The organism is Streptomyces sp. NPDC102279 (assembly GCF_044766365.1).
In the GTDB taxonomy this organism is placed as follows: domain Bacteria; phylum Actinomycetota; class Actinomycetes; order Streptomycetales; family Streptomycetaceae; genus Streptomyces.
On sequence record NZ_JBIWLU010000002.1, the window covers coordinates 83,892 to 110,404 of the forward strand.

Genomic DNA, 26,513 nt, shown 5'->3' on the forward strand with positions numbered 1-26,513 from the left:
ATGATCATCGACAGTCATGGCCACTTCACCACGGCGCCCCCGGCGCTGGGCATGTGGAGGGAGAGGCAGATCAGGGCGTTCGAGGAGTCCGGCACCCGGGTATCGCCCGACGAACTGCGCATCAGCGACGACGAGATCCGTACCGCCATCGAGAACGGGCAGCTGAAGCTGCAGACCGAGCGCGGCACCGACCTGACGATCTTCTCCCCGGGCGCCGGAAAGATGGCCCACCACTACGGTGACGAGCGGACCAGCCTCGACTGGTCCCGCGTCAGCAACGACCTGATCGCCCGGGTGTGCGGCCGCTTCCCCGAGCGGTTCGTGGGCGTGTGCCAGCTCCCGCAGTCCCCGGGTGCCGCACTGGCGGCCTCCGTGGCCAATTCGGTCACCGAACTGGATCGCTGTGTCGAGGAGTTGGGCTTCGTCGGCTGTCTGCTCAACCCGGACCCCTCGGACGGCTACTACCAGGCGCCCCCGCTGACGGACCGGGTCTACTACCCGCTCTACGAGAAGATGGTCGAACTCGATGTCCCCGCGATGATCCACGTTGCGATGTCGAGGAATCCCGCGATGCAGGGCACCTGCGCCCACTACCTCGCCGGCGACACCGCAGCGTTCATGCAACTGTGCGAGGCGGACCTGTTCAAGGACTTCCCGACGCTCAAGCTGATCCTGCCGCACGGCGGCGGAGCCGTCCCTTATCACTGGGGCCGCTACCGCGGAATGATGCAGGACCGCGGCCGGCCGCCGCTGGAGGAGTCCATCCTGCGCAACGTCTTCTTCGACACGTGCGTGTACCACAAGCGCGGCATGGAACTGCTGCTGGACATCATCCCTGCCGAGAACGTGCTGTTCGCCTCCGAGATGATCGGCGCCGTCCGCAGTGTGGACCCGGAGACCGGCCGGCGGTTCGACGACACCAAGTACACCCTCGACTCCATCGACAGCCTGAGCGACACCCACCGGCGGGCGGTCTACGGAGGCAACGCGATGCGGGTATTCGCACGGCTCGACGGCGTCCTGAAAGCGCGGGCGACGGCCGCGGCGAACCTGAAGGAGTCCCAGAAGTGAAGGTCTACGAAGCACTGGCCGAGGCGTTCGTCAAGGAAGGCACCAGCGATGTCTTCGGCATGATGGGCGACGCCAATATGCACTGGATGGCCGCGCTCGCCGACCGCGGGGTGCGGTTGTACGAGGTGCGCCACGAAGGCTCCGGCCTCGGCATGGCGGACGGCTGGGCCCGGGGCGCGGGACAGCCGGGCGTTGTCACCACGACCAGCGGTCCCGGTGTCTCGCAGCTGGCCACGTCGATGCTCTGCGCAAGCCGGGCGGGGACCCCTCTGGTCGCCTTCTGCGGGGAGACCCCGCTGGGCGACGAGGCCGCCACCCAGTATCTCGACCAGCGGCGCTTCGCCGCCGCGATCGAGTGCGAGTTCATCCAGGTGACCCGGCCCGAGAACGCCCAGGAGGCCGTGCGGCAGGCCTTCTACCTGGCGCGGACCGAGTCCAAGCCGGTCATGATCAGCGCGCCGTTCGACGTACAGGTCGCCGAAATGGACGACTACGACGAGAACTACACACCGTCCACCGCCCTGATCGACAGGCGCCGGCTGTTGCCTGACCCGGCCAGGGTTCAGGCCGCCTGTGACCTGATCCAGGATGCCAAGCGCGTAGTGATCATCGCGGGGCGGGGCGCGCGCAAGGCGGACTCGGCCGAAGAGATCCTGGCCCTCCAGGAACGGACCGGCGCCCTGCTGGCCACCACCTTGCAGGCGAAGAACTGGCTGTGCGACCGCACCGAATTCCACGTCGGTCTATCCGGTCTGTTCGGCGACAAGGTGTCGATGGAGCTGCTTCAGGAGGCCGACTGCGTGATCGCGGTGGGCGCCAGCCTGAACCACTACACCATCGAGAGCGGCTACCTCTATCCCGAGGCCAAGTACGTCCAGATCGACACGGCCCCGCACCTGGTGATGGGCAACGGCAGGACGGCTGACTGCTACCTCCAGGCCGACGCGGTCAGTGCCCTGACCGAGCTGTCCCGGGTACTCCAGGAACGGTCCGTGCGGCTGGAGGGCTTCCACACCGAGCAGGTTCAGCGGCACCTGAGCGCCCGGGCCCAGCAGCCGGCGGAGTACGTGCGCGAGACCGGCCGGCTCGACCCCCGCGAGGCGATCTGGATCCTCGACCATGAACTCCCGGGCGAGATGGGGCTGGTGCTCGGCAGCGGACACCAGACCGACTTCGGCACCATGCTCTTCCAGCGCTCCCGTGACGTGCTCTCCAACTACGGCATGTTCGGCGCCATCGGCCAGGCCCCGCTGATCGCCATGGGGCACATGGTCGCGCGGGGCAACAGGCCCGGCTTCGTGGTGGAGGGCGACGCCAGCTTCATCATGCACCTGTCCGAGTTCGAGACGGCGTGCCGCTACGACATCCCGCTCCTCGTCGTCGTGATGAACGACCAGGGCCTGGGCGCCGAGTACCACAAGGCGAAGGCGAAGGGACTGGATCCTGAGCTGGCAACCATCTCCACGCCCGAACTGGGCGCGGTCGCCCAGGCGCTCGGCGGTGGAGGGGCCACGGTCCGTACGGCGCAGGAGCTGCGCGACGCGCTGGCCGAGTACGTGCGGGCCCCCCGGCCCACCGTGATCGACGTTCGCATCACACGCGAGGTGTTGAGCACCCCCTACCGCCGCATCCAGTACGGCGAGGACGTGTGAGCGGCGTGAGCGCGGCACCTCCAACGACACCGCTGTCCGTGCTGCTGGGCAACTACCCGCACACCCGGCCGCTGAAGGAGGGGACGATCCCGGTGGACGGGGTGGAGTGCCACTACCCGGCGTTTTCCCCGCTGCCCCCGGCCTTCGCCCGAATGGTCCGCGACCTGGCCTTCGACATCTGCGAGATGCCGACAGCCACCTACCTCCAGGCACGCGACGCCGGCGTCCCGATCACGCTCCTGCCGGTGGTCCTGGTGGGAGGCACCCACCACCGCTCCCTGACCAGGCTGCCCGAGGGACCGCAGCTGAGCCCTGGACAACTCGTCGGCCGGCGCGTGGGGGTGCGTTCCTACGGTCAGACCACCGGCCTGTGGGTGCGCGGCTGGCTGCGCGAGGAGTACGGCATCGAGTCGTCGGACGTCACCTGGGTGACCACCGAGGACGTCCACGTGGCTCAGTACGTCGATCCCCCCTTCGTGGAACGGTCGGGAACCGAGCGGGTCGCCGACCTGCTGCACTCGCACGATGTCAGTGCGGCAGTCCTTGGCCCCAAGGCCATCGGAGGGCAGGGCGCAGGACTGCTCCCGCTCGTGGCGGACGCCGAGAACGCCGGACTGGCCTGGACGCAGCGGCACGGAACGATCCCCGCGAACCATCTGCTGGTGGTGCGCGACGGCGTCCTGCGCAGCCGCCCGGAGGCGGTGCACGCCGTGTACGAGGCCCTCAAGAAGGCGATCGCGGACACCGCGGGCGAGCGGGACGACTCCCCCGCCGGGCGAGCGGTGGCGGCCGGGTGGAGCACGTCACTGACCGCCTGCCTGGAGATCGCCGGACGGTACGCGCTGGAGCAGGGCCTCATCACACAGCCCGTGGACGTGGCGGCCATCGGGGCGAAGACAGCCTTTCTCGGCCGGTGAGAGAGCGACCGACGGAGACGCGCCGCACGGGTGAAGGAACAGCGAGTGGAGGAGCGGTGATGCGAGAGCCGGTAGGGCTGCGCAAGCGGGGCAACCCGCCCACGCGCAAGCCGGAGGTCTGGACACCCGACCTGCTGGAAAAGGTCGCCTGGCGAGTGAAGGCGGCGGACGAGCCGTTTCGGGGAGTGGCCGCCTCGGACGGCATCCGGGCGGGGCTGTTCCCGCTGCGCAGCACGGGAGCGGACGTCCGCACGGTCCATCGGGCCGCGGAGCGCTACCTCGCGGGCCTGACGCATGAACAGCGGGCCGAGGGCCGGTTCTCGATGGACGACGTGAGCTGGCGCCACTGGAACAACGGCGCCCGGTACTTTCTGCGCCACGGCCTGTTGCTGGAGGAATTCGACGACGCGGGGCGGGAGCGCGCCCTGGCCGTCATCCGCGAAAGCCTCAGTGCGGACGGGTTCGGCCAGATGGTCGACCTGATGCGACTCAACCTCACCATCGGCGAGTTGAGCGACAACACCCAAGGGCTCAACGAGTGGCTCTACTGGTTCTCCCTCTACGGGGAACCGGAGAACGGCGGCCCGTGGGGCTGGCAGCTCGACGGGCATCACGTCAACATCAACTGCGTCTTCGTCGGGGACCAGATGGTCCTCACCCCCTCCTTCCTCGGCGCCGAGCCGGTGGTCGCCGGGTCCGGCAAGTACGCCGGAACCGTGGCCTTCCGAGGCGAAGAGGCCCTGGGTCACGAGCTGTTCACCCAGCTCGACGGCCGACAGCGGGAGCGGGCCGTCGTCATGGACACGATGCCGCCGGAGCTGTTCGTCGGCGCCTTCAGGGACAACTACGAACTCGACTACCAGGGCCTGCCGTTGAGCGCGATGTCCGCCGGCCAGCGAGACACCGCACTGCGGCTCCTGGGGCTGTACGTGAACCGGGCCGGCGACCACCACGCCCGGGCGCGCATGGACGAAGTGCGGGCGCACGAGGGGGACACCCACTTCGCCTGGGCCGGAGATCCCGACGGCACCTTCTACTACCGCTTCCACAGCCCGGTGATCCTCATCGAGTTCGAGCACATGGCCGGTGTGCTCTTCGACAACGACTACCCCTCTCGCCGACACATCCACACCGTCGTGCGAACCCCCAACGGCAACGACTTCGGAATCGATCTGCTGCGTCGGCACCACGAGCGGCACCACCAGTCGCCCACGGCGCATCCCAACCCCCACTGACGAGACCCCTGTTCGTGTAGCAAGAGGAGCAAGACATGCAGTTGGTGCTTGGCCGTGACGATCTCGCGGCGGCCGCGCTGTCGGCGGCCCGCGAAGCGGGTGCGGAACCCGAGCGGGTCGCCATCGAGCCGGTGCACAAGGCCTCCCGCGGATTTGTGAACGAGTCGAACGTGGACGTGTGTGAACTGGCCATCGTGACCGTCCTGCAGGCCGTCGCTCATGACAAGCCGGTGCTGCTGCTGCCGGTCACCACCCTTGGACGCCACCAGCACCAGACCCTGGTGACACTCGGGGGCGACCTCTCGGTCGCCGACGTCGAGGGGCACAGTGTCGGAGTCCGCGCCTGGAGCCAGACCACCGGCGTGTGGATGCGCGGATTCCTCACCGAGCAGTACGGCGTGGACCTGCGCAAGGTGGACTGGACGACATACGAGGGCCACCACGTCGACGGCGCCGAGGACCCTGCCTGGGTGAAGCGGGCGCCGCAGGGGTCCAAACTGCCGGCGGACTTTCTGCGGGGCGGCGTCGACTTCGCGATCATGGGCAACGAGCTGCCCTCCGACGACCGCATCCGCACCGCCATCCACGACGCCCGCCAGGTCGCCGAACACTGGTCGAAGGACCAGGGGTTCATTCCGGTCAACCACGTGGTCGGCATGTCCGCGACCGCTGCGGCCGAACACTCCGCCGCCATCCTCGCCGCGTACGACGCGATGCACGCGGTGCTGACCGCCGGCGAACACGACGGGCCCGTCGCCCTGCACCCGGTGGGCTTCAACGCGCTGCGCGGTGCGTTCACCAAGGCCGCCGCCTACGCACTGGAGCAGAACGTGATTCCGCGGGCGGTGGACTACGACGAACTCATCGAGCGGACCTGCGCCGCACTCGACGTACCCCCGGCCCGTCTTGGCGGCTGAAAGCCACGACACGGACAGCCGGCCCAGCAACTGAAACAGCAAAGGACTGAGCATGGACAAGCTCACAGTGGTACTCGGCGACTTCCCGCACGCGCAGCCACTGCTGCACGGTGACGCGAGCGTGGACGGCTACCTGCTCGAGCCGGTGGAGGTCAAGCCGGTCATCGGCGCCTACCGGCGGATGATCCGGGATCTCGAATTCGACGTCTGCGAACTGGCGCCGGTCTCCTACCTGATGGCACGCCAGGAAGGCATACCGCTGACAGCGATACCCGTCTTCCTCAACCGGCGCTTCCACCACGGCGACGTGCAGTGCGCCACCCATTCCGGCATCCGCGTGCCACGCGATCTGGAAGGCCGCCGGGTCGGAGTCCGCGCCTACACGGTGAGCACGGCAGTGTGGGTGCGCGGGGTCCTGCGCGAACAGTACGGGGTGGACACCGACAAGATCACCTGGGTTGTGGACGACGACGACCACATCGAGGGCCGGGCCCCTGCCAACGTCGAACGGGTCACCGACGGCCGCTCACTGGGGGAACTCCTGCGCGCAGGGGAGATCGACGCCGCCCTGACCGGCAACGCGGGGACCGGCCGGGCGGGTTCGCCGCGAGCCGGCTGGACGGCGGCGACCGACCCGCAGTCCGGCGACGACGGCCCCCACCCGCTCTTCGCCGAGGCCGACACGCTGGCCGTGGACTACTACCTGCGGACCGGCGTCTACCCGCTGCACTCCCTGATCTCGGTGCGCTCCGAACTGCTGGAGCGCGACCCCAACCTGTCGACCAAGCTGTACGCGGCGTTCACGGAGAGCAAGCAGCGACACCTCGCTGCTCAGCCCGACTGGTCGGCGGTGCCCCGACTGGCCCGCCAGCAGCGGCAGATCGGGGGCGACCCCGTCCCGTACGGCATCGCGGGCAACGAGAGCAGCCTGAACGCGATGGTGCGGTTCTCCCTGCAGCAGGGGCTGCTCGACCCCGCCTTTCCCACCGACACGCGGTCGCTGTTCGCCGAGGGCGACTACCCGGACGCCTGAGCTTCCGCCAGGCCACGCAGCACACACCACCGACAAGGGAGCACCCCCGCATGGACGTCGTCGACGCGCACTGCCACATCATCTCCGAGGACCTGACCCGCTACCCCAAGGCGCCGATCGGAGGAAAGCAGTCGGAGTGGGCGGCGACCCGGCCCGTGACCGCCGAGGGCATGATCAGCCGCATGGACGAGGCCGGCATCGCTCAGGCCGTCCTGGTCCAGGCCACCACGAACTACGGCTACGACAACTCCTACGTCCTCGACAGCAGCCGCGGCCGGCCGGAACGCTTCGTCGCCGTCGGCACGGTCGACCCGCTGCGGCCGGACGCCGCCGCGAACCTCAAGGCCGCGGTCGGCGAGGGCGCTCTCGCCGGTGTGCGGCTGTTCACCAGCGGCAGCACCGTTCCCACGCAGGGCGAGTGGTTCGTGGCCCCGGAGACGTTCCCCTTCTGGGAGCAGGCCGGGGAACTGAACCTGCCGGTCTGCCTGCAGATGCGTCTGGGGCCTGCCACCAGGCAGCTGGTGGAGCTCCTGGAGCGATTCCCCGGCGTCACCGTGCTCCTCGACCACATCGGCTACCCCGACATCGCGGCCTCGCCCGCCCGAGCCGGCGCCGAGGTCGCCCGCCTGGCGGCCCACCCCGGCCTGCACCTCAAGCTCACCCATCGCAACCTCGAGCGGCTGCGGGACGCCGAGGAGCGAGCCGGAGACTTCCTCGGACCGGTCGTCGAGGCGTTCGGCGCCGAGCGGATCGCCTGGGGGTCGAACTGCCCGGCGGCCGAACAGTCCCTGCCGGAACTCCTCGCCCTGGCCCAAGGCGTCCTCGCCGGCCTGCCGGAGCCCGACCAGCGGGAGATCTTCGCAGGCACGGCCCGCCGCCTGTACGCGCTCCCGGGTGGAAGCGGGAGCTGACCTGCCATGACGTCGGCTACTGTTCCCGCCTCAGTTCTCATATTCACGAAAGGCAGAGGCGGTCGAGGTGGACAGCGAAAGCATCGGTGCCGAACCCGGAGCGAAAGCATCGGGTACCCGCTACAGCCATGCCTACGAGGGACTGCGTTCCCTGTTGCTGTCGGGCAGCATCGCGCCCGGCACGCGACTGACCGAGGCGGACCTGACGCGGATGTTCGACGTCTCGCGGAGCACGATGCGTACCGCCCTGGCGCGGCTGACGCAGGAGGGCTACATCACCGGCGAGGTCAACCGCGGGGTGCGGACCAGGAGCTTCTCCGTCGAAGAGGCGGCGGACATCCTGGAGGCACGGGAGATTCTGGAGGCCGCGCTCGCGGGGAAGGCGGCGGAACGGGCCACCGCCCAGGAGATCGAGGAGCTGCGCCGCACCCTCCAGGAAATGGAGGAGGCGCAGTCCCGCGGCGATCAGGACGCCTACTCCCGCGGCAACCGCAGCTTCCACCAGCAGATCAAGCACGCCTCCCACCAGACAACCCTGGCCCGCGCCTACGACACGCTGCTCTACCCACTGGTGATGCGCCAGTACCGCAACCTCTCCGCACAGCACCCCAGGACCGGGTCGATCGAGGAACACCAGACGATCTTCCTCGCCATCGTCACCCGCAATCCCGATGCGGCGAACGCAGCGATGCGCCATCACGTCGGCTCCGCCCGCCGGGCGCTGCTGCTCGACACGTCCCCGCAACCGCCCGGCAGCTGACGGGCGCCCGGGGCGGAAAGGACCACATGGGCCGCCCCACCGCGCTCACCGAAGCGGGACCCGTCGAAGGCATCTTCTGCCGGGACCGCACCGTCACCGCCTTCCGAGGCATCCCCTACGCCGCCGCGCCCGTCGGTGACCTTCGCTGGCAGCCACCGCAGCCGCCGACGGGCTGGGAGGGGACCCGGCGAGCCGACCGGTTCGGCCCCATGTGCCCGCAGTCACCGACCGAGGCGGCCGCGACCGGCGTCGACGTGCCCATGAGCGAGGACTGCCTGAACCTGAACATCTGGACAGGAGCCGCCTACCGGGAGGAGCGGCGCCCGGTCCTCGTCTGGATCTACGGTGGCGGCTTTCGCGAGGGCACCGGGGCGAACCCGCGCTACGACGGCGAGAACCTTGCCCGCGAGGGCCTGACCGTGGTCACCTTCAACTACCGCCTGGGTGCGTTCGGTTTCCTGGCCACACCCGAACTCGGCGAGGAGTCGCCGCACCACGCCTCCGGCAACTACGGGCTGCTCGACTGCATCGCCGTCCTGCGCTGGGTGCGTGACAACATTGCGCAGTTCGGCGGCGACCCGAACCGCGTCACCGTCGCCGGACAGTCCGCAGGCGCCGGCATGGTCAACTTTCTGGCCATGTCCCCGCTCGCCGAAGGCCTGTTCCATCGTGCGATCGCGCAGAGCCACGCCCGGCACTCACGTGACCCCGAGCTCCGCTATCTGTCCACCTCCTACCGCCTGCCCGCCGACGCCGAAAGCGCCGGTGACCGCTACGCACGGGCACACGGTGCGAGCACGGCCCTCCAACTACGGTCCCTGCACTGGCGGAAGCTCATCGACGGCAACCACCCCCTCGACACGAGCGTCGACACCAAAGGCCTCGCATCACCACCGCTGTTCCGTCCCGTCCTCGACGGTTGGGCGCTACCCGCCGGCTACGACGAGACCTACGCCAAGGGCCTGCAGAACCCGGTCGACTACCTCACCGGAAACAACCTCGACGAGAGCGGTGCGATCCCGCAGACGATGGCCGCCGCCCTGCGCGGCGGACGCAGGACCGTGCGGCCGGGCTCGCCCGCCGTCAACGTGACGCTTGAGCAGCATGTCAGCGCCGCACAGCGGAAGTTCGGCGCACTCGCGGAGGAGTTCTTGCGGCTGTACCCGGCCACCACGGACGACGAGGCGGCACGGGCGAGCAGCAGCGCGGCACGCGACAACTCCCGTATCTCGACCGCTTTGTGGGGCGTGGACTGGACCCGCCACGCCACCGGCACATTGCACACCTACTTCTGGACCCACCGCACCCCGGCGCCGGACGGCGGTCCCAGACGAGCCGGCCACGGTTCGGAGATCGACTACGTCTTCCGCAACCCCGCCGGCGGCATGGGGGCGTGGACCGAGGAGGACCACACCATCGCGCGGACCGTCTCCGCGTACTGGGCCAATTTCGTCGCCACCGGCGACCCCAACGGCGGCGGCCTGCCGAGCTGGCCGGCCTTCTCACCGGATGCCGGCGCCGTCATGGAGATCGGCGCGCACTTCCGGGCGATTCCCGTCTCGGACCCGGCCCGCACCGATTTCTGGACTCGCTTCTTCCTTACTCAGCAAGCCTGGTGAACAAAGGAGTTCCCATGAAGTACCGCGCGAACCGCACGCCCCTGGCTCTGACCGCCTCCCTGATGTGCGGTGCCGCACTGCTGACCGCCTGCGGCAACGACGGCGCATCGTCCGTCGGCTCGGACGGCAAGACGACCGTCTCGGTCGGTGTGAGCGGCAACGTCTTCGACCTGTCCATCCGCCTGGCGGACGAGAACGGCTACTTCGCCCAGCAGAACATCAAGATCAAGTATGTGACGCTGACCGCCGCCACCGGCACCTCGGCCCTGCAGTCGGGGTCCGTGCAGTTCCTCAACTCCAGTCCGACCAGCTTCCTGGCCGGCCTCTCCAAGGGCCTGCCCGAGCTGTCGATCGCCACGAACGGGGGCGGCAACCCGCTCGGTGTGGTGGTCAGCGACGAGTTCGCGAAGAAGCACGACCTGACCACCGACAGCCCGGCGGACAAGGTGGCCAAGGCCCTGGCCTCCTCGACGGCAGGCGCCAGCTCCGCCAACACCAAGGCCGAGGCCGGCATCTTCCTCAAGGCCCACGGCGTCAACCCGGACAAGCTGAAGTGGGTCTCGCTGCCGAGCCCTGCCGCCGACAAGGCGGCCCTCGTCAAGGGGGAGGTCGACTGGTTCATCACCTCCGAGCCGATACCGCTGCAGGTGCAGCACGAAGGTGACGGCGTCGTGGTGGCCGACCCGATGAAGGTTCCGGAGTGGTCCTACGGCGACGCCGGCTACGGCCAGGTCGTGGTGGTCAAGAAGAGCTACGCGAACTCCAACGCCAAGGTGGCGAAGGGTTTCGCCACCGCCGTCCAGCAGGCGACCGCCTACCTCGACTCCCATTCCGCCGACGACAAGAGCGTGCTCGCCGCGGCACGTAAGACTCTGCCGGGCGTGCCCGACGACGTGCTGAGCGAAGCCGTCAAGCAGGTCGACTGGCCGAACAGCGCCAAGCAGGACGACGCCGGCTGGAAGAAGACCCTGGCCTTCGTGAAGGACGGCATCGGTGCCGTACCCGACGCGAGCGTGTCCTCGGACAACTGGACCAACACCTACCTGCCGTGACCCGGCCGAGCCTCACCGGAAGGGAGCAGAACATGCCAACCGTCACCGAAAAGGCCGTACCCAAGCCCGTTCCCGACATCGTGGAACGGCCCGCCAGGAACGCGCGCGACGTCTGGCAGAGCCCCCCTGCGGTCATCGCATTGCGCATCGTGGTGATCGTCATCGCCCTGGCCCTGTGGCAGGTGCTGAGCGGCCCCGTCCTTCCCGAGTACGCGGTCAGCAATCCCGCCGACGTCTACGACGCCCTCACCAAGATGCTCAGCTCGGCATCCGGCTGGACCGACATCAAGGTGACCACCGTCGAGGTGCTGGCCGGTTTCGGACTCGGCGTGGCCGCCGGAACCGTGATGGGCCTGGTCCTGGGCTCCTTCCCCTTGCTGGGCCGGGTGCTCGAACCCCTCGTAGCGGCCATCAACGGCATTCCGAAGATCGCACTCGCCCCACTGTTCCTGCTGTTCTTCGGCATCGGCCCCTGGTCGAAGATCACCATCGCGATGACCGGTGTCGCCTTCGTGGTCTTCTACAACGTCTACCTCGGCCTTCGGCTGCGCGAACGCGAACTCGTCGAGGTGGTCCAGGTGATGGGTGGCCGCAGGCACCACGTCCTGGGTTACGTGACGATCCCCACCCTCGCCGCTCCCTTCTTCGCCGCCCTCAAAACGGGCGGACCCCTCGCCATCCTCGGGGTCATCGGCGGTGAGTTCATCGCCTCCTCGGAGGGCGTGGGGCACGAACTGTTCACCGCGGCCCAGAACCTCGACGCCGCCTCCGAGTTCGCCGGCCTCATCGTCCTGGTCGCACTGACCCTCGGTCTCAACGGTGTGCTGACCGCTCTGGACTCCTACGCGCTGAAACGCCTCGGTCTCGCAGCCCGCCGCTCGCAGCCCAAGGGCTGAGCCACGTCCGGCGTCCACCGCGCTCACCCCATATTCGGGAAAGGACAGCCCGCCCATGAACGAACATGCCACCACCTCACCGTCCGTCCCCCCGGGAGGCTGGCCGCCACCTCCCCGGCGGCCTTCCCGCAGAGCCGTTCTGGCAGCGGTCACCGCCTCGGCCGTGACCGCCGTGCCACTGCTCTCGGCCACCTCGGCGGCCGCCGCCCCGAAGCAGCGGGGTGACCTGCTCTACATCGGCACATGGGGTCAGAGCCAGGTGCACGCGGTCCGGTTCGACCCCGCCAACGGCACCATGACCTCCCTGGGCGCCGTGGCGCAGGTCAGTTCGAACTGGGTGGCCGCCCACCCGACCCGACCCGTCCTGTACGTCGCAGGCGGCGAACCAGGCGGATTCATCCGTACGTTCCGCATCGACGAGACGTCCGGAGCCCTCACCCGAACCGGCGAGATCGCCACGGAGGCCGTGCCCGGCGGCAGCGGCGGCCTGTCGTACATCGGGCTGAACGAGGACGCGGACACGCTGCTGGTCGCCGACTTCGCCACCGGCTCCGCGGTGACCGTCCCCGTCGGTCGCGACGGCCGGCTCGGTGCGGTGGCCTCCAGCATGCAGGACACCGGTTCAGGACCCAGTCCGAGGCAGGCCGGCCCGCACACCCACCACGTGGTCATCGACCCGAGCCGCAGGTTCGGCCTGGTTGCGGACTTCGGCGCCGACCGGGTGTTCGTCTACGACTACGACCGGAGCTCGCACCGGCTGTCCTGCGCCACGCCCGACAGCCCCCGCTCCTATGCCACCGCTCCGGGTTCGGGGCCGCGGCGCCTGGTCTTCCACCCGAACGGGCGGACGCTCTACCTGCTGAACGAACTCACCGCGGACATCCAGGTCCTGCGGTGGGACGCCAGAGCCGGGGTGGTGACGCCCCGTCAACTCCTGACCACCAATGCGCCGGGCCACGCCGGTACCACGAGTGCCGCGGAACTGGCGATCAGCGGAGACGGGCGTCATGTCTACACCTCCAACCGCGGCGACAACGCACTGGTCGTCTTCGCGGTCGACCCAGGCACCGGCCTGCTCACCGAGACCCAGCGCCTGCCCTGCGGCGGTGTCACACCGTGGAGCTTCACCCTGCACCCCGAGGGGCACTGGCTGTTCGTCGCGAACGAGGCGAGCAGCACAGTCAACCTCTTCCGCGTGAACCCGGGATCCGGACATCTCATGGATACCGGTACCTCCGTGGCCGTCCCCAACCCCGACTGCGTCAGCGTCCGTTCCCCACGCCTCGCAGCCGGACGTGGCCCCTCCTGATCACGTGCTGTCGCGGGGGCCGGCCGGTCACCGCCGGCCCGCCCCCGCGATGCGCCGCTCGTCAGAGAGCGGTAGCACGAGCATGGCGAGTCCGACGGCCACCGCGGCGAGCCCGCCGACCAGGAGAGCACTGCGCGGGCCACCCACGGCTCCGACGGCCCCGACAGTCGGAGCACCGATGACGGTGCCGCCCATCCAGCCGATCGACCAGATGGACACCACGCGCCCCCGCATCTGCGGTGCAGCTTTCACCTGCAAGAGCGTCTTGGCCGACGCGTTGAACGTGATCGACCCGGAGCCGACAAGCACCAGGGCGGCCAGTGTCAGCGGCAGATCGGGGGCCATGGCAGCGGCGCAGATCAGAGTTCCCCAGATCACTGCCGAGACGGACAGGGACCGTATGGTGACGCCGGCTCGGCGCACCGCCAAGAACTCGCCCACGACCGCTCCGGCGCTCATGAAAGCCGTCGCGGCACCGTACCCCTCGGGCCCGGCGTGCAGGACCGAAGTGGTGAAGAGCGGGAGAGTCACCGGGAACTCCCAGGTCAGGATTCCCGTCACGTACACCATGACCATCGGCCGGAGCAGTTCGGGCGTGCGCCAGATGTAAGCGATGCCGGCCCGGATCTGCCCCTTCGCACGCACCTCCCGCTCGGCAGGTCGCATCTCACCGGCGCGCAGGGCAACGAGGCCGGCGATGACGGCCAGGAAGGACAGGGTGTCCAGCGCGAAGCATGGAGTCACCCCGAGCGTGGCGATGATGACTCCGGCAAGGCCCGGCCCGACGAGCTTCGCGGTGTTGACGAGCGTGGAGTTGATGGCGATCGCGTTCGGCATCTGCTCCCGGTCGACCAACTCGCTGATCAGGCTCTGGCGCGCGGGGCCGTCGAAGACGTTGATGAAGCCGAGCACCAGCATGATCGCGACAAGCATCGGCAGTTGTACCCACCCGGCCCACGACAGCACTGTCAGCAGCGCGGCCTGCAGGGCGAAGCAGACCTGCGTGAGGGTGAGCATCCGGCGACGGTCGTGCCGGTCCACCACCAGGCCGCCCCAGGCCCCCAGGAGCAGGACCGGCAGGTATCGCGCGGCAGTGACGACACCGAGCATCGTGCCGCTGTGGGTGAGTTGCAGCGCCAGCCAGCCCACGGCAATGCTCTGCATCCAGTTGCCGACCACGGAAATCGACTGACCGACCATGTACAGGCGGTAGTTGCGGATCCTGAGCGAGGTGAAGCTGCCCATGCGCGCGGCGCCGACAGGCTGCTGTCGAAGGGACGGCATGAAGCTCCCTTCAGTGTCACCGACTTCGATCGACGCCGGATCCGGGAGGAGAGCGTCGTTTTGCCGGACTCGAAAAAGTTCTGGTTCGGTACTAGTTGGAGCAGGGAAGAGCGATGCGTCGAACGGTATTCCTCGCACGCACGGGGAGGCAAGACCCTGATTCGCCATGGGGTCTGGCAGGCTGTGGTCGGGAGTTCCTGGCGCGGCGGGCCGGGCAGGACGCGCGCCGGACCGTCGGCAACTTCCTTGTCAGTGCACCGAGCTGCGAGAAGAAGTACACAAGCGGAACAATCGCGCGTAGTGCCTCACGCGTCGGTCCTTCCGCGCTCCCGCTCGTTCGCCCGCTCCCCCTCAGCGGGGGTGACCAGCCGTTCCAGCAGCATCACGGCAGCCTCGAGCATCACCTTCTCGGCCTCGGAGAAGCCGGCGAGGCGGGAAAGGAAAACCATGTCCGTACGCTCCGAGCTCTCCGCGAGGACCCTCCTGCCCGCGGGCGTCATCGCGACGAGCGTGGACCGACCGTCGTTCGCGTCCGGCGCGGCCTCCACCAGACCGTCCGCCGAAAGGTTGCTCACGATGCGCGTGGCCGACGACTTGCTGACGTTCTCCAAACGCGCCAGGTCGGTCATCCGCAAGGGACCGAACCGGCCGACCGTCCACAGAGTGGAATAGCGCGACGGCGTGATCGGTGTCTCGGCACCCGCCGGCTGACGCATCTGCCGTGACAGCCCCATCGTGACGGCACGCAGTCGCGCCAGGACGGCCCCGTCGTCCGAGCTCTCAGCCATCGCCATCCCTCGCAGACCTCGGACACTCGCTTCCGTGACGTCACGAGTTTAACGAGCCCGTGCCACCGCGGGAGTTGAGACATCGATCGCCTCAACGCCGCTCGATTGTCTGACAATAAGTGGCAATCGTCGGCGGCGCGACGATGAACGACCCACGTTTTTGCAGGATCTCTTGTGAGCGAATTTCCCCGGTGTTACGGTCACGCCCAACTTGTTCGACAATCCGTGCGGTGGATGCACGTGACCTACGAACCGAGCGCCTCCTTCGAACCGAGCTGGGCCGCAGTCGGCGGGGCTTCTCCCCACTCCCCCGGGCCCCATCCATCACGTGGTGCCCGGTGGCCCTCCAGTAGCGGTCGTACGTCCGTCCCCAACGAAAGGACCCAGACAGCGATGTCACCCGACATGAAGCGTCGAGCGTTTCTCACGGCCGGCGCGGGCATCGCCGGCGCCGCACTGCTGCCCCAGCCATTCGCCGTGGCCGCAGCGGCCTCCGGAAAGAAGGGGGTGATGCTGATGAACCGCATCGGACCCTCCTCGTCCGCCCTCTACCTCGCCGACGCCGATGGCTCCAACGAACGCGCGCTGCTGCAGAAGGCGGCGTTCGACTACCACGCCGCCTTCTCCTCCGACGGCGCCTCGGTGTTCTTCACATCCGAGCGGACGGGCGACGGCAACTCCTGCCTCTACCGGGCCGGCATCAACGGTTCGGGCGTTCAACCCCTGGTCGTCAACTCGGCGATGAACGACTGGGCCGTCCCGTCGCCCGACGGCACCAAGGCTGCCCTCGTCACCACGAGCGGGGACCACAAGACACAGATCTGGCTCCTCGACCTCACCACGAAGAAGCTGACCAACCTGACCGGCACCGCAGCACTCGCCGGCGACCCCGCCGCCCCGGACGGCCACTTCCGGCCCTCCTGGTCGCCCGACGGCCAGTGGATCGCCTTCTCCAGCGACCGCAACACGACCTGGCGCGGTCACGGCAACGGCACCGGCTGGGAGCACACCCAGGAACTGAGCATCTACATCATCCGGCCGAACGGCACGGGCTTTCGGCAGGTCGCGACCCGCGACGGATACTGCCTCGGCTCACCGAAGTGGTCACCCGACGGTTCACGGATCGTCTTCTACGAGATCACCGTCGAAGGAACCTGGGGGGCGCACCGCCCCGAGGCCATCGGGACCGTCGAGTCCCAGATCGTCTCCGTCGATGTGGCAACGGGCACACGTGTCGAGCACACCTCCGGACCCAACCTCAAGGTCGCCCCTCAGTACGTGGGCGCGACGGAGATCGGATACCTCGTCAAAGGCGGAGCCGACGAGGGCCTGGCCTACGTCTCGGGGACACGACCGTCCGTCAAGCGGGCACTGCGCTCCCCGGTCTGGTCACCGGACGGGAAGACGGTGATCTACGAGAAGCTCGACCACACGACACGCGCACTCGACGCTCCTCTCTACAGCTGGGACGCGGACTGGGACTACCGCTTCTGCGACGTGTTCCCCGCGCTGTCCAAGGACGGCCGCCTGGCCATCACCAACAAGCAGCTCGGCAACTCCTCGATCGTCACCATGCGCGCGAATGGTTCCGACCAGAAGGTCGTCTTCGACAGCGCCGCGTCCGGCCTCGACCCGGTGATGGTCGCGAAGGGGCTGGCCGGAGCGTTCCGCCCCGCCTGGTCGCACGACGGCAAGTGGATCGCGTTCGGTCTGGGCGGCTGGTTCCAAACCCGCGCGACGAGCAGCGCCGTGCTGGTACGCGTGCCCAGCGACGGGTCCTCGCATCAAGTACTCACGGACGGCTCCGTCAACGCCGGCTTCCCCAGCTACTCGCAGGACGGCAACCGGATCGTCTACCGCGTGTGGGGCCAGGAGATGGGGCTGCGCATCCTCGACCTCCGGACCGGCGCGACCACCGTCCTCACCACGGAGTCCGACAACCTGCCCGACTGGTCCTGGGACGGCAAGCTCATCCTGTTCACTCGAAAGACGAGCCCGACCAACTTCGACGTATGCACCATCAAGCCGGATGGAACCGGCCTGAAGGTTCTGACGACCAGCGGCGCCAACGACGGCCACGCGGTCTGGAACTACGACGGCCGCATCCTCTTCAACAGCGGCATGTACGGCTTCCGGGAAGAAGCCGCCCTGTACGACGACACCTTCCAGCCCTACGGCCAGATCTACAGCATGAACGCGGACGGCTCCGACAAGAGGATGCTGACGGACAGCCAGTGGGAGGACTCCATGCCGCTCTATCTCACGCAGGATGTCCTCTCCACGTGAACTGAGCGCGAAGGCGGCACCATGAACGGGTGCTGGAAGATCCGCGTCATCCGCGTCCCGTTGTCCGGGCCGGGCAGGCCCCGCAGGAAGCCGGACAGCGTCGCGGCAGCCGGGGCCGCAGACCACCGGCCCTCGACCGGGACGCCTACAAGAGCGCAACACCGTCGAGCGATGCCTCGACCGCCTCAAACAACGGCGAGGCATCGCCACACGCCACGAGTAGACCGCCACCATCTACCCGTTGAGGTCGGCGTGCTGGGTGTTGACGAGGCCTCCGCCGCCCGTTGCGATGCCACCTGTCGGCATGACCGGGGCGAAGGGCGGGGTGTCCTGTCGGCAGGTGGCCTTGGAGGGCGGCAGGACACCTGTGGTGAGGTAGCGGATGACGTAGTCGTTCACGCAGGTGCTGGGGTTGAGCAGGGCCGTGTGGCCGTAGCCCTGCAGGGTCAGCAGCCGGGCGTCGCCCAGTTGCTTCGTCATGGCCTGGGCCGCCTGATACGAGGTGGCCGTGTCGTAGACGGGATTGACGACGAGGATCGGGTGGGCGGTGGGCCGGTCGAACGGGCCTGTGTAGCGCTTGGCGGCCGTGGCGGGCCACTGCCCGCACCACTCGTAGTCCCAGACCCAGCGGTGTCCGAGGTCGCCCGCGCGTTCGGCGCTGAACGCGTCGAGCTCGGCGTAACGGCTGAGCACACGGGGGTTGGGGCTTTCCGAGCAGACCACGGCGGCCTCCTGCTCGGTTCCGGGGTACTTTCCTGCCGGAGGGGGCGCGGCTGCCTCAGGCTCGCGCTCCTGCCACAGCGCTTGCAGCATCTCCGCGGCGCTGGTCCAGCCGGGGTGGACGAAGTACAGGTCCTGCCTCAGTTCCGTGACGGTCCTGGCGTAGGTCCACTCACCCACCGAGTGACGCTGGAGCCGTCGCATCAGGTCCGAGTATTTGGCTCGGGTTGCCTTGGGGCTGCCCGCCGAGAACGCACAGCGGGATGCGGGGGCCTCGCCGCACAGCTTGAGGAACTGGTCCAGAGTGTCGGCCGAACCCAGGTCCGATCCCATGCGCAACGACGTGGTCTGTCCCGGCTCGCTGTCCATCGCGCCGTCCACGTAGTTACGGGGATCGACGTTGCCGTCCAGGATGAGGCCGCCCACCTTGTCGGGGAAGGTGTTGGCGTAGACCGCACCGAGGAACGTGCCGTACGACAGACCCCAGTAGCGCAGCTGCTTGTCTCCCACGGCCTGGCGCAACTGGTCCAGGTCACGGGCGCTGTAGTACGTGGAGACGTACGGCAGCAGGTTCGCGGCGCGCTTCTTGCAGCCTTCGGCCAGCTCCGCCCTGCCGGCGAACCAGGCCGTCCGCTCCTTCTCGCCCACCGGGAATCCGACGGGCTGCCGTGCCCAGAAGGCCGTCGCTTCCTCGGCGTCTCCGAAGCAGCGCACCGCTGTGCTGCGGCCCACGCCGCGCGGGTCCCAGCTCACGATGTCGAAGCGCTTGCGCAGCTCAGCGGGGAAGAAGCGGTCGTACCAGGCCGGAAGAGCGTCGGTGCCGGCTCCGCCGGGTCCGCCGGGATTGAAGAACAGCGAACCGATTCGTTCGGACGGGCTGGTGGCCTTGCGCCGGATCACGGCAAGATCGACGACCTTCCCCGTCGGGTGGTCGTAGTCGAGCGGGACCGTCAACGTCGCGCATTCGGATCCCTGCTCGGCAGGCTCCTCACACGGCTTCCAATCCAGCCCGGATCCCCCGCTTTCCCCGTCTCCCCCGCCACGAACGGCTTGCGGCGCGGCCGCAGCAGTCATGAAGAACACGCACGCCGCCAGCGCGGCGGCGCGTGATGCCATGCTGCCGCGCCGTCCGGATATCAGACCGGGCATTGGATTCCTTCCCATGTGAGCCGGCCACCCATGCCGGAGGTCCCGCGATCTTGAATTCACCTCACCACGGCACCGGTACGCTCGGCACCCGCTGCGCACCCGAACAGGTTCCGCGGTTGTCCCTCGGGGGACCGCCTGCCTACATCGGACCGAGTGCGGTGGCGCGGCGGCCCACACGGTGCGGCAGGAGGACGTCGGCCGCCGTCTCTCGGGCCGGCTGAGGGCGATGGCCTGACGCTGGTCTTGGTCAGCGCCGGGCGAACCCTGGTGGTCGCTTCGCGCCTCGGTGACCGCTCACTGTGCGTCCGGGCCGGCACCCTCGGCGGCGGCCGTATCGTGCCGCTGCGCCTCTCGCTCCCGGCGGTTGCCGAAGCATCGGGACTCGCAGCTGCGGCAGGTGATAGGGGAGCTGAGCGTGCGGGCTCGTGCCCTGGCGGTGGAGTACGAGACGGTCTGCCTCGACAGTGACGCCCTGGCGGCGGCGCGGTCGATGGCCCAGCAACGGTTGCCCGCGGTCTTGGTGGTCGACGCGGAGGGCACGCCGAAGGCGATCCTCCCCGCGACGCAGATGGTACGGCTGCTGTCGACGCCGCTGGCCCGTCGCGCGCCCGCGGTACTGCGCAGCGACGAGCGTGTGCTGGCTCTGTTGCAGGACGCGGGACTCGATGATCGCCAAAGCGTCTTGGTTCACCGGGCCTTCACCGCGTGGGTCCTTGGCTATCTACTCGTCGAGCTGCGGGCCATGGAGGACGAGCCGGCCTAGCCGGAACCGGCATTTCGGCTGGGGCTTCACCGCCTTTCCGCCCAGGAGTTTCCACGACTCCGTGCAATGGCCCCCGCCCTGGCGGAACACGGAGGTCCCGCGGGCCTTGCTGCCGGCCTTGACTCCCTGCTCAAACAACTCATCTGAGCGCAGCGATCCTACGAATACAGTATTCCGTGATGCGAACGGAGGAACATCTCTGCCGTGGTCTTCCCCACGTAAAGCATCCCGGGCAGAAAGGCGGCATCATGGAAAATCTCATTACCGTGGATGATCGCTGCATCAGAGCCTTTCGGGAGCTGAAGTCAAAGCGATATGTCAATACGGTGATATACCGACTGAATGAACGCATGGATGCCTGCGTCGTCGAGCGTCAGGACAATCTGATACACGAGGACCTCCTGCCGGCAATGCCCCCAGGAGACCCTCTGATCGTCGCCTACGATCTTGCTTTCGCAACCGTGGACGGCATGCGGAAGAATAAAATTCTGCTCATTAACCGGCTCCCGAAGAGAGTCGCTTCTCGGCAAACGGCTCTCTACGCTCAGGCTTACGGTGATAGATGGCGACCATCTTCCCCTGCAGGTGGGCGAGATCGGTGAACTCGACTACTACCACCTTGTCGCGCATGCTCGCGGAAGGCGGCGCTGACCTTCAGAGAGCGACCTCCGAAAATCTTGGTCAGGTGTTCCCGATGACCATCTCAAAAAGTTGAGCGGGGAGTAAGGGTGCGCTTTGCCTTAATGGCACTTCTCAGACACGGGGTCCACGGTTCGAGACTGCGCGGTGTCCGCTTCTGATCCGGCGGGGGTCCGGCCGCGCGGGCCGTAGACTCGGCTGCCGCCTCCGTGTCCGGCGTGAGGCGCCGACAGGAAAGGTGCGTTGTTTCGTGTTCCAGGATGCCCCGATCTACCGACAGCTCGTCACGGAGCGCGGTGACATTCCGGCTCAGGTGCGCGGTGAGGCCGAGCGGATCCACAGGGACCTCCAGCGGGTCATGCCGCCGCAGCGGGATTCCGCTCCCGCCATACCCGAACGCGCATGGCCGGACGCACCCGTCGGCCGAGCGCAGGGTCCGCAACCACGCTGAGTTCCCGGCAACGGAGCAACGCGCCGGAGCGCGATGGCCGGCGCGCGGCCTGCACGCATCGGGCCGGAGGGCGGAGGCTCGGCCGGACGTCCTCGCGTCGCCCATGCCGCCCTGAACGCACTCTGCGTTTGCGCTCGGGCCACGGCCGTCGCCGTGGCCAGAGCGCAGGTCATCAGCCGAGCCTGGCGCTGACGCCGTGCCTGGCGCATGAACAGGTATGGATCTGCTGGCTCTGACTCTGGCTCTGGCTCTGGCTCTGGCTCTGGCTCTGGCTCTGGCTCTGGCTCTGGCTCTGGCTCTGGCTCTGGCTCTGGCTCTGACCAGCGTCGACGACACTGCGCAGCGGGTCGTCGACCGCCCCGGCCTCTCTGCGCGCTGGTTGTACCGCAAAGCGCACCGTGTCCCGGTCCGTCGGCGGTATCGATGGCGGAGCGACTGCCACCGGGGGCAAAGGTATCCGGGGGGGGCAAAGGTAAACGAGAGAAGATGGGTCCGGGGGCGGCTGAGACACAGGAGGCTCCTCGTGACGCAGCGGGACAGCACGGTGAGGCGCATGCTGGCGGGGCTGCTGGCCGAAAGCCACCTGATGCCGTTCGAGCGTTTGCCTTCGCGGGTGGCCGAGCACGCCGCGACGGCCGGTCTCCATGACGTACTGATCTACCTCGGAGACCTGCAGCGCCATGTCCTGAGACGGCTCACCGGCCACGGTCAGGACGCCGCGCAAGCCGCGTCCGGGAGCACGACGGAACTGGCGGTCGAAGGCACCGTGGCCGGCCGGGCGTACCAGTACGGACGCGTTCTGCCCACTGCGCGCGAGGACGGCCGGTACGGATGGTGGGTGCCGCTGCTGGACGGCACCGAACGCCTTGGCGTGCTCCACATCGCCACCGACGAGGAGGGCGAGGACGTCCGCGAGGACATGCTGGCGCTGGCCTCCCTAGTGGCGATGTTGGTGGTCAGCAGCCGGGACACCAGCGACGCCTATGCCCGCCTGGTCCGCGTCCAGCCCATGAACGTCGCAGCCGAGATGCAGTGGACGCTCATGCCGCCGCGCAGCTACGCCGATGGCCGGGTGGTCATCGCCGCCGTGATGGAACCCGCCTACGAAATCGGCGGTGACGCCTACGACTACGCCACCGCCGGCGACACCATCCACCTGTCGATCTTTGACGCCATGGGCCACGACACTGCGGCCGGACTCACCGCCAACCTCGCCGTAGGCGCCTGCCGCAACCACCGCAGACAGGGCACCCCCCTGGAAGACCTCGGCGACGCCGTGGAACAGGTACTGCTGAAACAATTCGGTCCCTCACGGTACGTCACCGGCATCCTGGCCAACCTGGACACCGCTACCGGCATGCTGACCTGGGTCAACCGCGGCCACCATCCCCCCGTCGTCATCCGAGACGGACGCTGGACCACGCTCCTGCACTGCCCGCCCGCCCACCCCATGGGCAGCGACCTACACCTGCCTACCACCGTCTGCCGCGAGCAGCTCCAGCCCGGGGACCGCATCGTCCTCTACACCGACGGCATCACAGAAGCCCGCACCCGCGGCGAGGAATTCGGCCTCAGCCGCTTCACCGACTTCCTCATCCGTCACCACGCCGACGGCCTCTCCGTCCCCGAAACTCTCCGCCGCCTCACCCGCGCCCACCTGAGCCACCACAACAATCAGTTGCAGGACGACGCCACCATCCTGCTGTGCGAATGGCTCAGTCCCCGAGTAGACACGGCCACGAGCGCCGCACCCCTAGCAGGAGTGCCTACGGCTGACCGGTGAGCACACAGCAAGACCCCCGGCGCTTGCACACTTCCAACGAGCCAGCCGCATTTCGGACTAAGCGTCTCGGTGGCGGCAAGTCGATCGTCGTGGCATCTGAGCCGGGGCATAGCGGACTGCTATCGGATCTCTCTGCGGTGCGCCGCCTTCAGGGCGGTAGCGGGGCACTCCAGACGCGGGCCTCGACGACTGCTGCTCAGGGCGCAGGTCAGGCACGTCGGCCTGTTCGCACCCGGGGCGCAGCTGCGGAGGCAGCCGGCGGGAGTGGGTCAGCCGGCCCGGGAAACGAGGCCGACGTCATCAAATCGGCCTCGCCCACGCATCCAGGACAGCGGTCCACTTGTCGAAGTCGTCCGTGGAAGGGGGGCAATACGCCGGCCGGGCACTGATCCAATTCCGGTGTGACCCCGACCGTGACCGGGTTTGCCGCGACAGTCGACGGGCGAGGCGAGTGCGGGTCCTCGTGTCTGTGTCTCCCTCCGCCCCCCTGCGACCATCGAAGGGACCATCCGGGACCTCCGCAAACACTCACGCCCCCAAGCATTCACGCTCCGGTCCTTATGAGTTGACGATTGGGGCCATGATGTCGTGGTCGGCGTTGGCGACGGCGTCATCACCGATTGAGGTTCTCCCCAGCGAAGGGCCCACCTCGCATTGAGGCAGCTCGCAGTCAGTAGGCGGCCATGCAGATGGCGACGTAGTGCGCCGTGAACGCCGCGATCGTCAGCGCGTGGAACACCTCGTGGAAGCCGAACCAGCGAGGTGAGGGGTCGGGGCGCTTGAGGGCGTAGACGACCGCGCCCGCGCTGTAAAGGAGGCCGCCGGCCACGATCAGGACGAGCACGGCCACTCCCCCGGTGTGCAGGAAGTCGGGCAGGTACCGTACCGGCGCCCATCCCAGGGCCAGGTAGCACGGGGTGTACAGCCAGCGCGGGGCTGCGACCCAGAAGACCCGGAACGCGATGCCGGCCAGTGCGCCCGCCCACACGATCCACAGCAGCACGGACCGCTGGTCCGGCGGGAGAAGGAGCACGGCCAAGGGGGTGCAGGTGCCCGCGATGATGAGGAAAATGTTGGCGTGGTCCAGACGCCGCAGAAGGGCTTCACCGAGCGGCCCCCAAGTGCCGCGGTGGTAGATGGCGCTCGTTGCGAACAGCATCCAGGCGGTGACGGAGTACACGGCGCAGGCCCAGGTCGCCTGTGGGGTGGGGGCAAGGCAGATGAGGATGATGCCGGCGATCAGTGAGGCGGGGACCATGCCTGCATGGAGCCAGCCGCGCAACTTCGGCTTGACCGATTCGGCCAAGTCGGCCGCCTGCTCCACCAGAGCGGTGACCGAGTGGCCATTTCCTCTTGCGCCGTCACCTTGCGGTTCATGAGGCAGCCCGCCTGCGCGCTGTTCTCCACCGTCTGAAGCGGCGTGAACATATTTGGCCTCAACGGCGTCATGAGACGGGGCTTCCCGTTCTCCCCCGGACTCCTGGGCGTCACTGGCAATCATGTGCTCATGCTAGGAGACTTCGCGTGTCAGCCTTGCGAGAGGTCGGCCCGAAGCCGGCTGTACCTCGCTTGGTGTAGGCCCTCTCGCCGCTGTCCGGACTCCGGCACCCGCTGCTCCTCCTCCTGCCGCGAACTGAGCCCTCCCGTAGCCGACAGATCCTCTCGGCTGTCGATGAGATGACGCCGCCCCAACGCGCGGCAGCCGGGGAGGTGCTCGGCCAAGCCCTGGCGGAGTCCGACCACCTTCCCGACCTCAAGACCCAGGTCATCGGAGAACTGTGGCTCCGGGATCTCGAACTGACCGCCTGGCACGTCCTGCACGCGGACCGCAGATCGGACGACCCCGCCGGACGCAAAGCCTTCCTCGACGCCTGGACGGGCATCTGAGGGGCGCGTTTCGATCGCCGGGCAGACGCCACCGCGGTCGCCCCCGAGCTCACGCGCCAAGTCCGTGTCAACACCCTTCGCACCCGCCGTTCGCCACCCGTCACGGAGCCGGTGCGCGGTAAATATAATCTTCGCCATGTCCCAGCCTGACGAGCTGCTCGTTGACGTCGCCACCCTGGTGGAGTCCGGGCAGAGTAACCAGATGTCCCTGACCGTGGTCACCGGTGGTGCTGTCATCACCGGCCGACTGGCACCCGAGAAGGTGTGGAGGCAGCGGGTGTCGGACGTGCTGACGGATTCCGCCCGCCTGGGCGAGTTCTCCGCCGTCTTCGACACCTCTGCGAAGAGGGGCGGAGCGCCCACGCATCTGCACTTCCATGTCGCCCGGATCCTGCAGGGCACGGTCGGGATCCCCGAGACGGGCGGCATGTACCGCGTGGCGATCAATGACGTCAGTGCCTGGACCGTGGGCGACTTCAGCTACTCCGACCACTGAACAACCTGGGGCAGAGCCCCCTGCAACGACCGTGGGCCCGGCCGGCGCCTGCCGGTCGGGCCCCGTACGGCTGTCCAGACGCCGGCTCGTCAGCCGTTGCCTCGGTCAGACGAACATGGGTGTGCCCAGCATCGCGGAAGCATGCTGGTGCGCGCTGAGGGTGCGTACGGGCGCGGCCTCGGGGAGGGTGCGGCAGGTGAAGCCGAGCTGCGTCATGGCCCGCAGGACTTCGCCGACGCTGAAGTCACGACGGTCCTGACGGGTGATGACCTGGCCGACCTGCTTCACGGGGTACTGGCGGCGGCCGATGATCACGGATTCGCCGGTGCCCCGCTCGGGCTTGATGCCCTTCATCGACTCCAGCACGCTGACCTTGGTGAGCTCGAAGGGGAAGCGGGCGATGACACAGCGCATGTGACCTCACAGAGAGAGAACGGGGGAACGGTCCGGCCGGGGTGAGGCGGTTCAGCTGGAGAGAGCGAAGACGCCCAGAGCACAGCCCTGCCCGTCGACCACGGGCAGGGCACCGAGCCGGCGGGTACGCATCGCACGCTCGGCCTCGGCCATCGTGGTCACGGGCGAGGTGAACAGCCTGTGGTCGCCGAGGAGGTCGCGCAGTCGCACACGGTCCGTGTAGGCGGAGCCGGCGCGGACAGCGGCGAGCTCAGCCCGGGTTACCAGGCCGGTGCAATGGCCGTCCTGGTCGCAGACGACCAGCCGGTGCGTGCGGGCGGCGGTCATGACGGACAGTGCCACCTCGACACTCATGTCGTCACAGACCTGCGGTCCGGACGCGTCCATGACCTCGGCCACCCTCGTGTGCAGGAGGCCGGCGCTCACCGGGCGGGGCTGCATCTGAACCAGCGTCAAAAGGTGCCTCCTGCAGAGATGGGTC

24 protein-coding genes are annotated in these 26,513 nt (G+C 68.4%); 18 read left to right on the top strand and 6 right to left on the bottom strand.

Annotated features, from left to right (window positions below; all coding sequences use genetic code 11):
* The 12 genes from ACIRQH_RS03905 (at window position 1) to ACIRQH_RS03960 (ending at window position 13,372) form a co-directional block, all read left to right on the top strand.
* Entirely contained in the window at window positions 1-1,071 is a 1,071-nt protein-coding gene (locus tag ACIRQH_RS03905; protein ID WP_404224071.1) for an amidohydrolase family protein, read from the top strand.
* Complete coding sequence (locus ACIRQH_RS03910) at window positions 1,068-2,723, top strand: thiamine pyrophosphate-binding protein (RefSeq protein WP_358817304.1); 1,656 nt, start codon at window positions 1,068-1,070, stop codon at window positions 2,721-2,723. Before ACIRQH_RS03905 ends, ACIRQH_RS03910 begins: the two co-directional genes overlap by 4 nt.
* A gap of 5 nt (window positions 2,724-2,728) precedes the next feature.
* Window positions 2,729-3,640 carry a hypothetical protein gene (locus ACIRQH_RS03915; protein WP_388935100.1) on the top strand — a complete coding sequence of 304 codons (912 nt, stop codon included), beginning with the start codon at window positions 2,729-2,731 and terminating at the stop codon, window positions 3,638-3,640.
* A gap of 59 nt (window positions 3,641-3,699) precedes the next feature.
* Window positions 3,700-4,875, top strand: coding sequence for a DUF3500 domain-containing protein (locus tag ACIRQH_RS03920; RefSeq protein WP_404224074.1), 1,176 nt, complete (start codon window positions 3,700-3,702; stop codon window positions 4,873-4,875).
* Between the two features lie 35 nt (window positions 4,876-4,910).
* Entirely contained in the window at window positions 4,911-5,792 is an 882-nt protein-coding gene (locus ACIRQH_RS03925) for a hypothetical protein (RefSeq protein WP_404224076.1), read from the top strand.
* Window positions 5,793-5,844: 52 nt separating this feature from the next.
* Complete coding sequence (locus tag ACIRQH_RS03930; protein WP_388935093.1) at window positions 5,845-6,825, top strand: ABC transporter substrate-binding protein; 981 nt, start codon at window positions 5,845-5,847, stop codon at window positions 6,823-6,825.
* Between the two features lie 50 nt (window positions 6,826-6,875).
* Window positions 6,876-7,736, top strand: coding sequence for an amidohydrolase family protein (locus ACIRQH_RS03935; protein ID WP_404224078.1), 861 nt, complete (start codon window positions 6,876-6,878; stop codon window positions 7,734-7,736).
* A gap of 67 nt (window positions 7,737-7,803) precedes the next feature.
* Window positions 7,804-8,496: a GntR family transcriptional regulator gene (locus ACIRQH_RS03940; protein ID WP_358817310.1), complete on the top strand. Its 693-nt coding sequence runs from the start codon at window positions 7,804-7,806 to the stop codon at window positions 8,494-8,496.
* Window positions 8,497-8,522: 26 nt separating this feature from the next.
* A complete protein-coding gene (locus ACIRQH_RS03945; RefSeq protein WP_404224081.1) occupies window positions 8,523-10,115 on the top strand; it encodes a carboxylesterase/lipase family protein in 1,593 nt (530 codons plus the stop codon).
* A 14-nt stretch (window positions 10,116-10,129) separates the two neighbouring features.
* On the top strand, window positions 10,130-11,167 hold the full coding sequence (locus tag ACIRQH_RS03950) for an ABC transporter substrate-binding protein (protein WP_388935090.1): 1,038 nt from the start codon (window positions 10,130-10,132) through the stop codon (window positions 11,165-11,167).
* Between the two features lie 32 nt (window positions 11,168-11,199).
* Window positions 11,200-12,063, top strand: coding sequence for an ABC transporter permease (locus ACIRQH_RS03955; protein ID WP_388879985.1), 864 nt, complete (start codon window positions 11,200-11,202; stop codon window positions 12,061-12,063).
* 163 nt (window positions 12,064-12,226) lie between these two features.
* The gene (locus tag ACIRQH_RS03960) at window positions 12,227-13,372 is read left to right on the top strand and encodes a lactonase family protein (protein ID WP_404224084.1); all 1,146 of its coding nucleotides are present in this window, start codon (window positions 12,227-12,229) and stop codon (window positions 13,370-13,372) included.
* A 27-nt stretch (window positions 13,373-13,399) separates the two neighbouring features.
* Here the strand turns inward: ACIRQH_RS03960 and ACIRQH_RS03965 are convergent, their stop codons facing one another.
* Window positions 13,400-14,617, bottom strand: coding sequence for an MFS transporter (locus ACIRQH_RS03965; protein ID WP_404224086.1), 1,218 nt, complete (start codon window positions 14,615-14,617; stop codon window positions 13,400-13,402).
* A gap of 344 nt (window positions 14,618-14,961) precedes the next feature.
* Window positions 14,962-15,372: a MarR family winged helix-turn-helix transcriptional regulator gene (locus ACIRQH_RS03970; RefSeq protein ID WP_404224088.1), complete on the bottom strand. Its 411-nt coding sequence runs from the start codon at window positions 15,370-15,372 to the stop codon at window positions 14,962-14,964.
* Between the two features lie 477 nt (window positions 15,373-15,849).
* Here ACIRQH_RS03970 and ACIRQH_RS03975 point away from each other — a divergent pair, with 477 nt between their 5' ends.
* Window positions 15,850-17,730 (top strand): TolB family protein, encoded by a 1,881-nt coding sequence (locus ACIRQH_RS03975; protein ID WP_404224090.1) that lies wholly within the window; start codon window positions 15,850-15,852, stop codon window positions 17,728-17,730.
* Window positions 17,731-17,964: 234 nt separating this feature from the next.
* Here ACIRQH_RS03975 and ACIRQH_RS03980 read toward each other — a convergent pair whose 3' ends face one another.
* Entirely contained in the window at window positions 17,965-19,404 is a 1,440-nt protein-coding gene (locus ACIRQH_RS03980) for an alpha/beta hydrolase (RefSeq protein ID WP_388879999.1), read from the bottom strand.
* A gap of 610 nt (window positions 19,405-20,014) precedes the next feature.
* On the opposite strand from ACIRQH_RS03980, the gene ACIRQH_RS03985 reads away from it, so the two are divergent.
* The 3 genes from ACIRQH_RS03985 (at window position 20,015) to ACIRQH_RS03995 (ending at window position 23,235) form a co-directional block, all read left to right on the top strand.
* Complete coding sequence (locus ACIRQH_RS03985) at window positions 20,015-20,362, top strand: TetR/AcrR family transcriptional regulator C-terminal domain-containing protein (RefSeq protein ID WP_388880002.1); 348 nt, start codon at window positions 20,015-20,017, stop codon at window positions 20,360-20,362.
* Between the two features lie 248 nt (window positions 20,363-20,610).
* Window positions 20,611-20,964, top strand: coding sequence for a hypothetical protein (locus tag ACIRQH_RS03990; protein ID WP_404224545.1), 354 nt, complete (start codon window positions 20,611-20,613; stop codon window positions 20,962-20,964).
* A 1,041-nt stretch (window positions 20,965-22,005) separates the two neighbouring features.
* Window positions 22,006-23,235: a PP2C family protein-serine/threonine phosphatase gene (locus ACIRQH_RS03995; protein WP_404224547.1), complete on the top strand. Its 1,230-nt coding sequence runs from the start codon at window positions 22,006-22,008 to the stop codon at window positions 23,233-23,235.
* A 670-nt stretch (window positions 23,236-23,905) separates the two neighbouring features.
* On the opposite strand, the gene ACIRQH_RS04000 is transcribed toward ACIRQH_RS03995, so the two are convergent.
* Complete coding sequence (locus ACIRQH_RS04000) at window positions 23,906-24,559, bottom strand: hemolysin III family protein (RefSeq protein ID WP_404224093.1); 654 nt, start codon at window positions 24,557-24,559, stop codon at window positions 23,906-23,908.
* Window positions 24,560-24,912: 353 nt separating this feature from the next.
* On the opposite strand from ACIRQH_RS04000, the gene ACIRQH_RS04005 reads away from it, so the two are divergent.
* Window positions 24,913-25,122 carry a hypothetical protein gene (locus ACIRQH_RS04005; RefSeq protein ID WP_404224095.1) on the top strand — a complete coding sequence of 70 codons (210 nt, stop codon included), beginning with the start codon at window positions 24,913-24,915 and terminating at the stop codon, window positions 25,120-25,122.
* 136 nt (window positions 25,123-25,258) lie between these two features.
* A complete protein-coding gene (locus ACIRQH_RS04010; RefSeq protein ID WP_358817324.1) occupies window positions 25,259-25,618 on the top strand; it encodes a hypothetical protein in 360 nt (119 codons plus the stop codon).
* Between the two features lie 105 nt (window positions 25,619-25,723).
* Here ACIRQH_RS04010 and ACIRQH_RS04015 read toward each other — a convergent pair whose 3' ends face one another.
* Window positions 25,724-26,032: an SCO5918 family protein gene (locus ACIRQH_RS04015; RefSeq protein ID WP_358817325.1), complete on the bottom strand. Its 309-nt coding sequence runs from the start codon at window positions 26,030-26,032 to the stop codon at window positions 25,724-25,726.
* A 51-nt stretch (window positions 26,033-26,083) separates the two neighbouring features.
* Window positions 26,084-26,488 carry a CBS domain-containing protein gene (locus ACIRQH_RS04020; protein ID WP_404224097.1) on the bottom strand — a complete coding sequence of 135 codons (405 nt, stop codon included), beginning with the start codon at window positions 26,486-26,488 and terminating at the stop codon, window positions 26,084-26,086.
* Window positions 26,489-26,513: the final 25 nt, after the last annotated feature.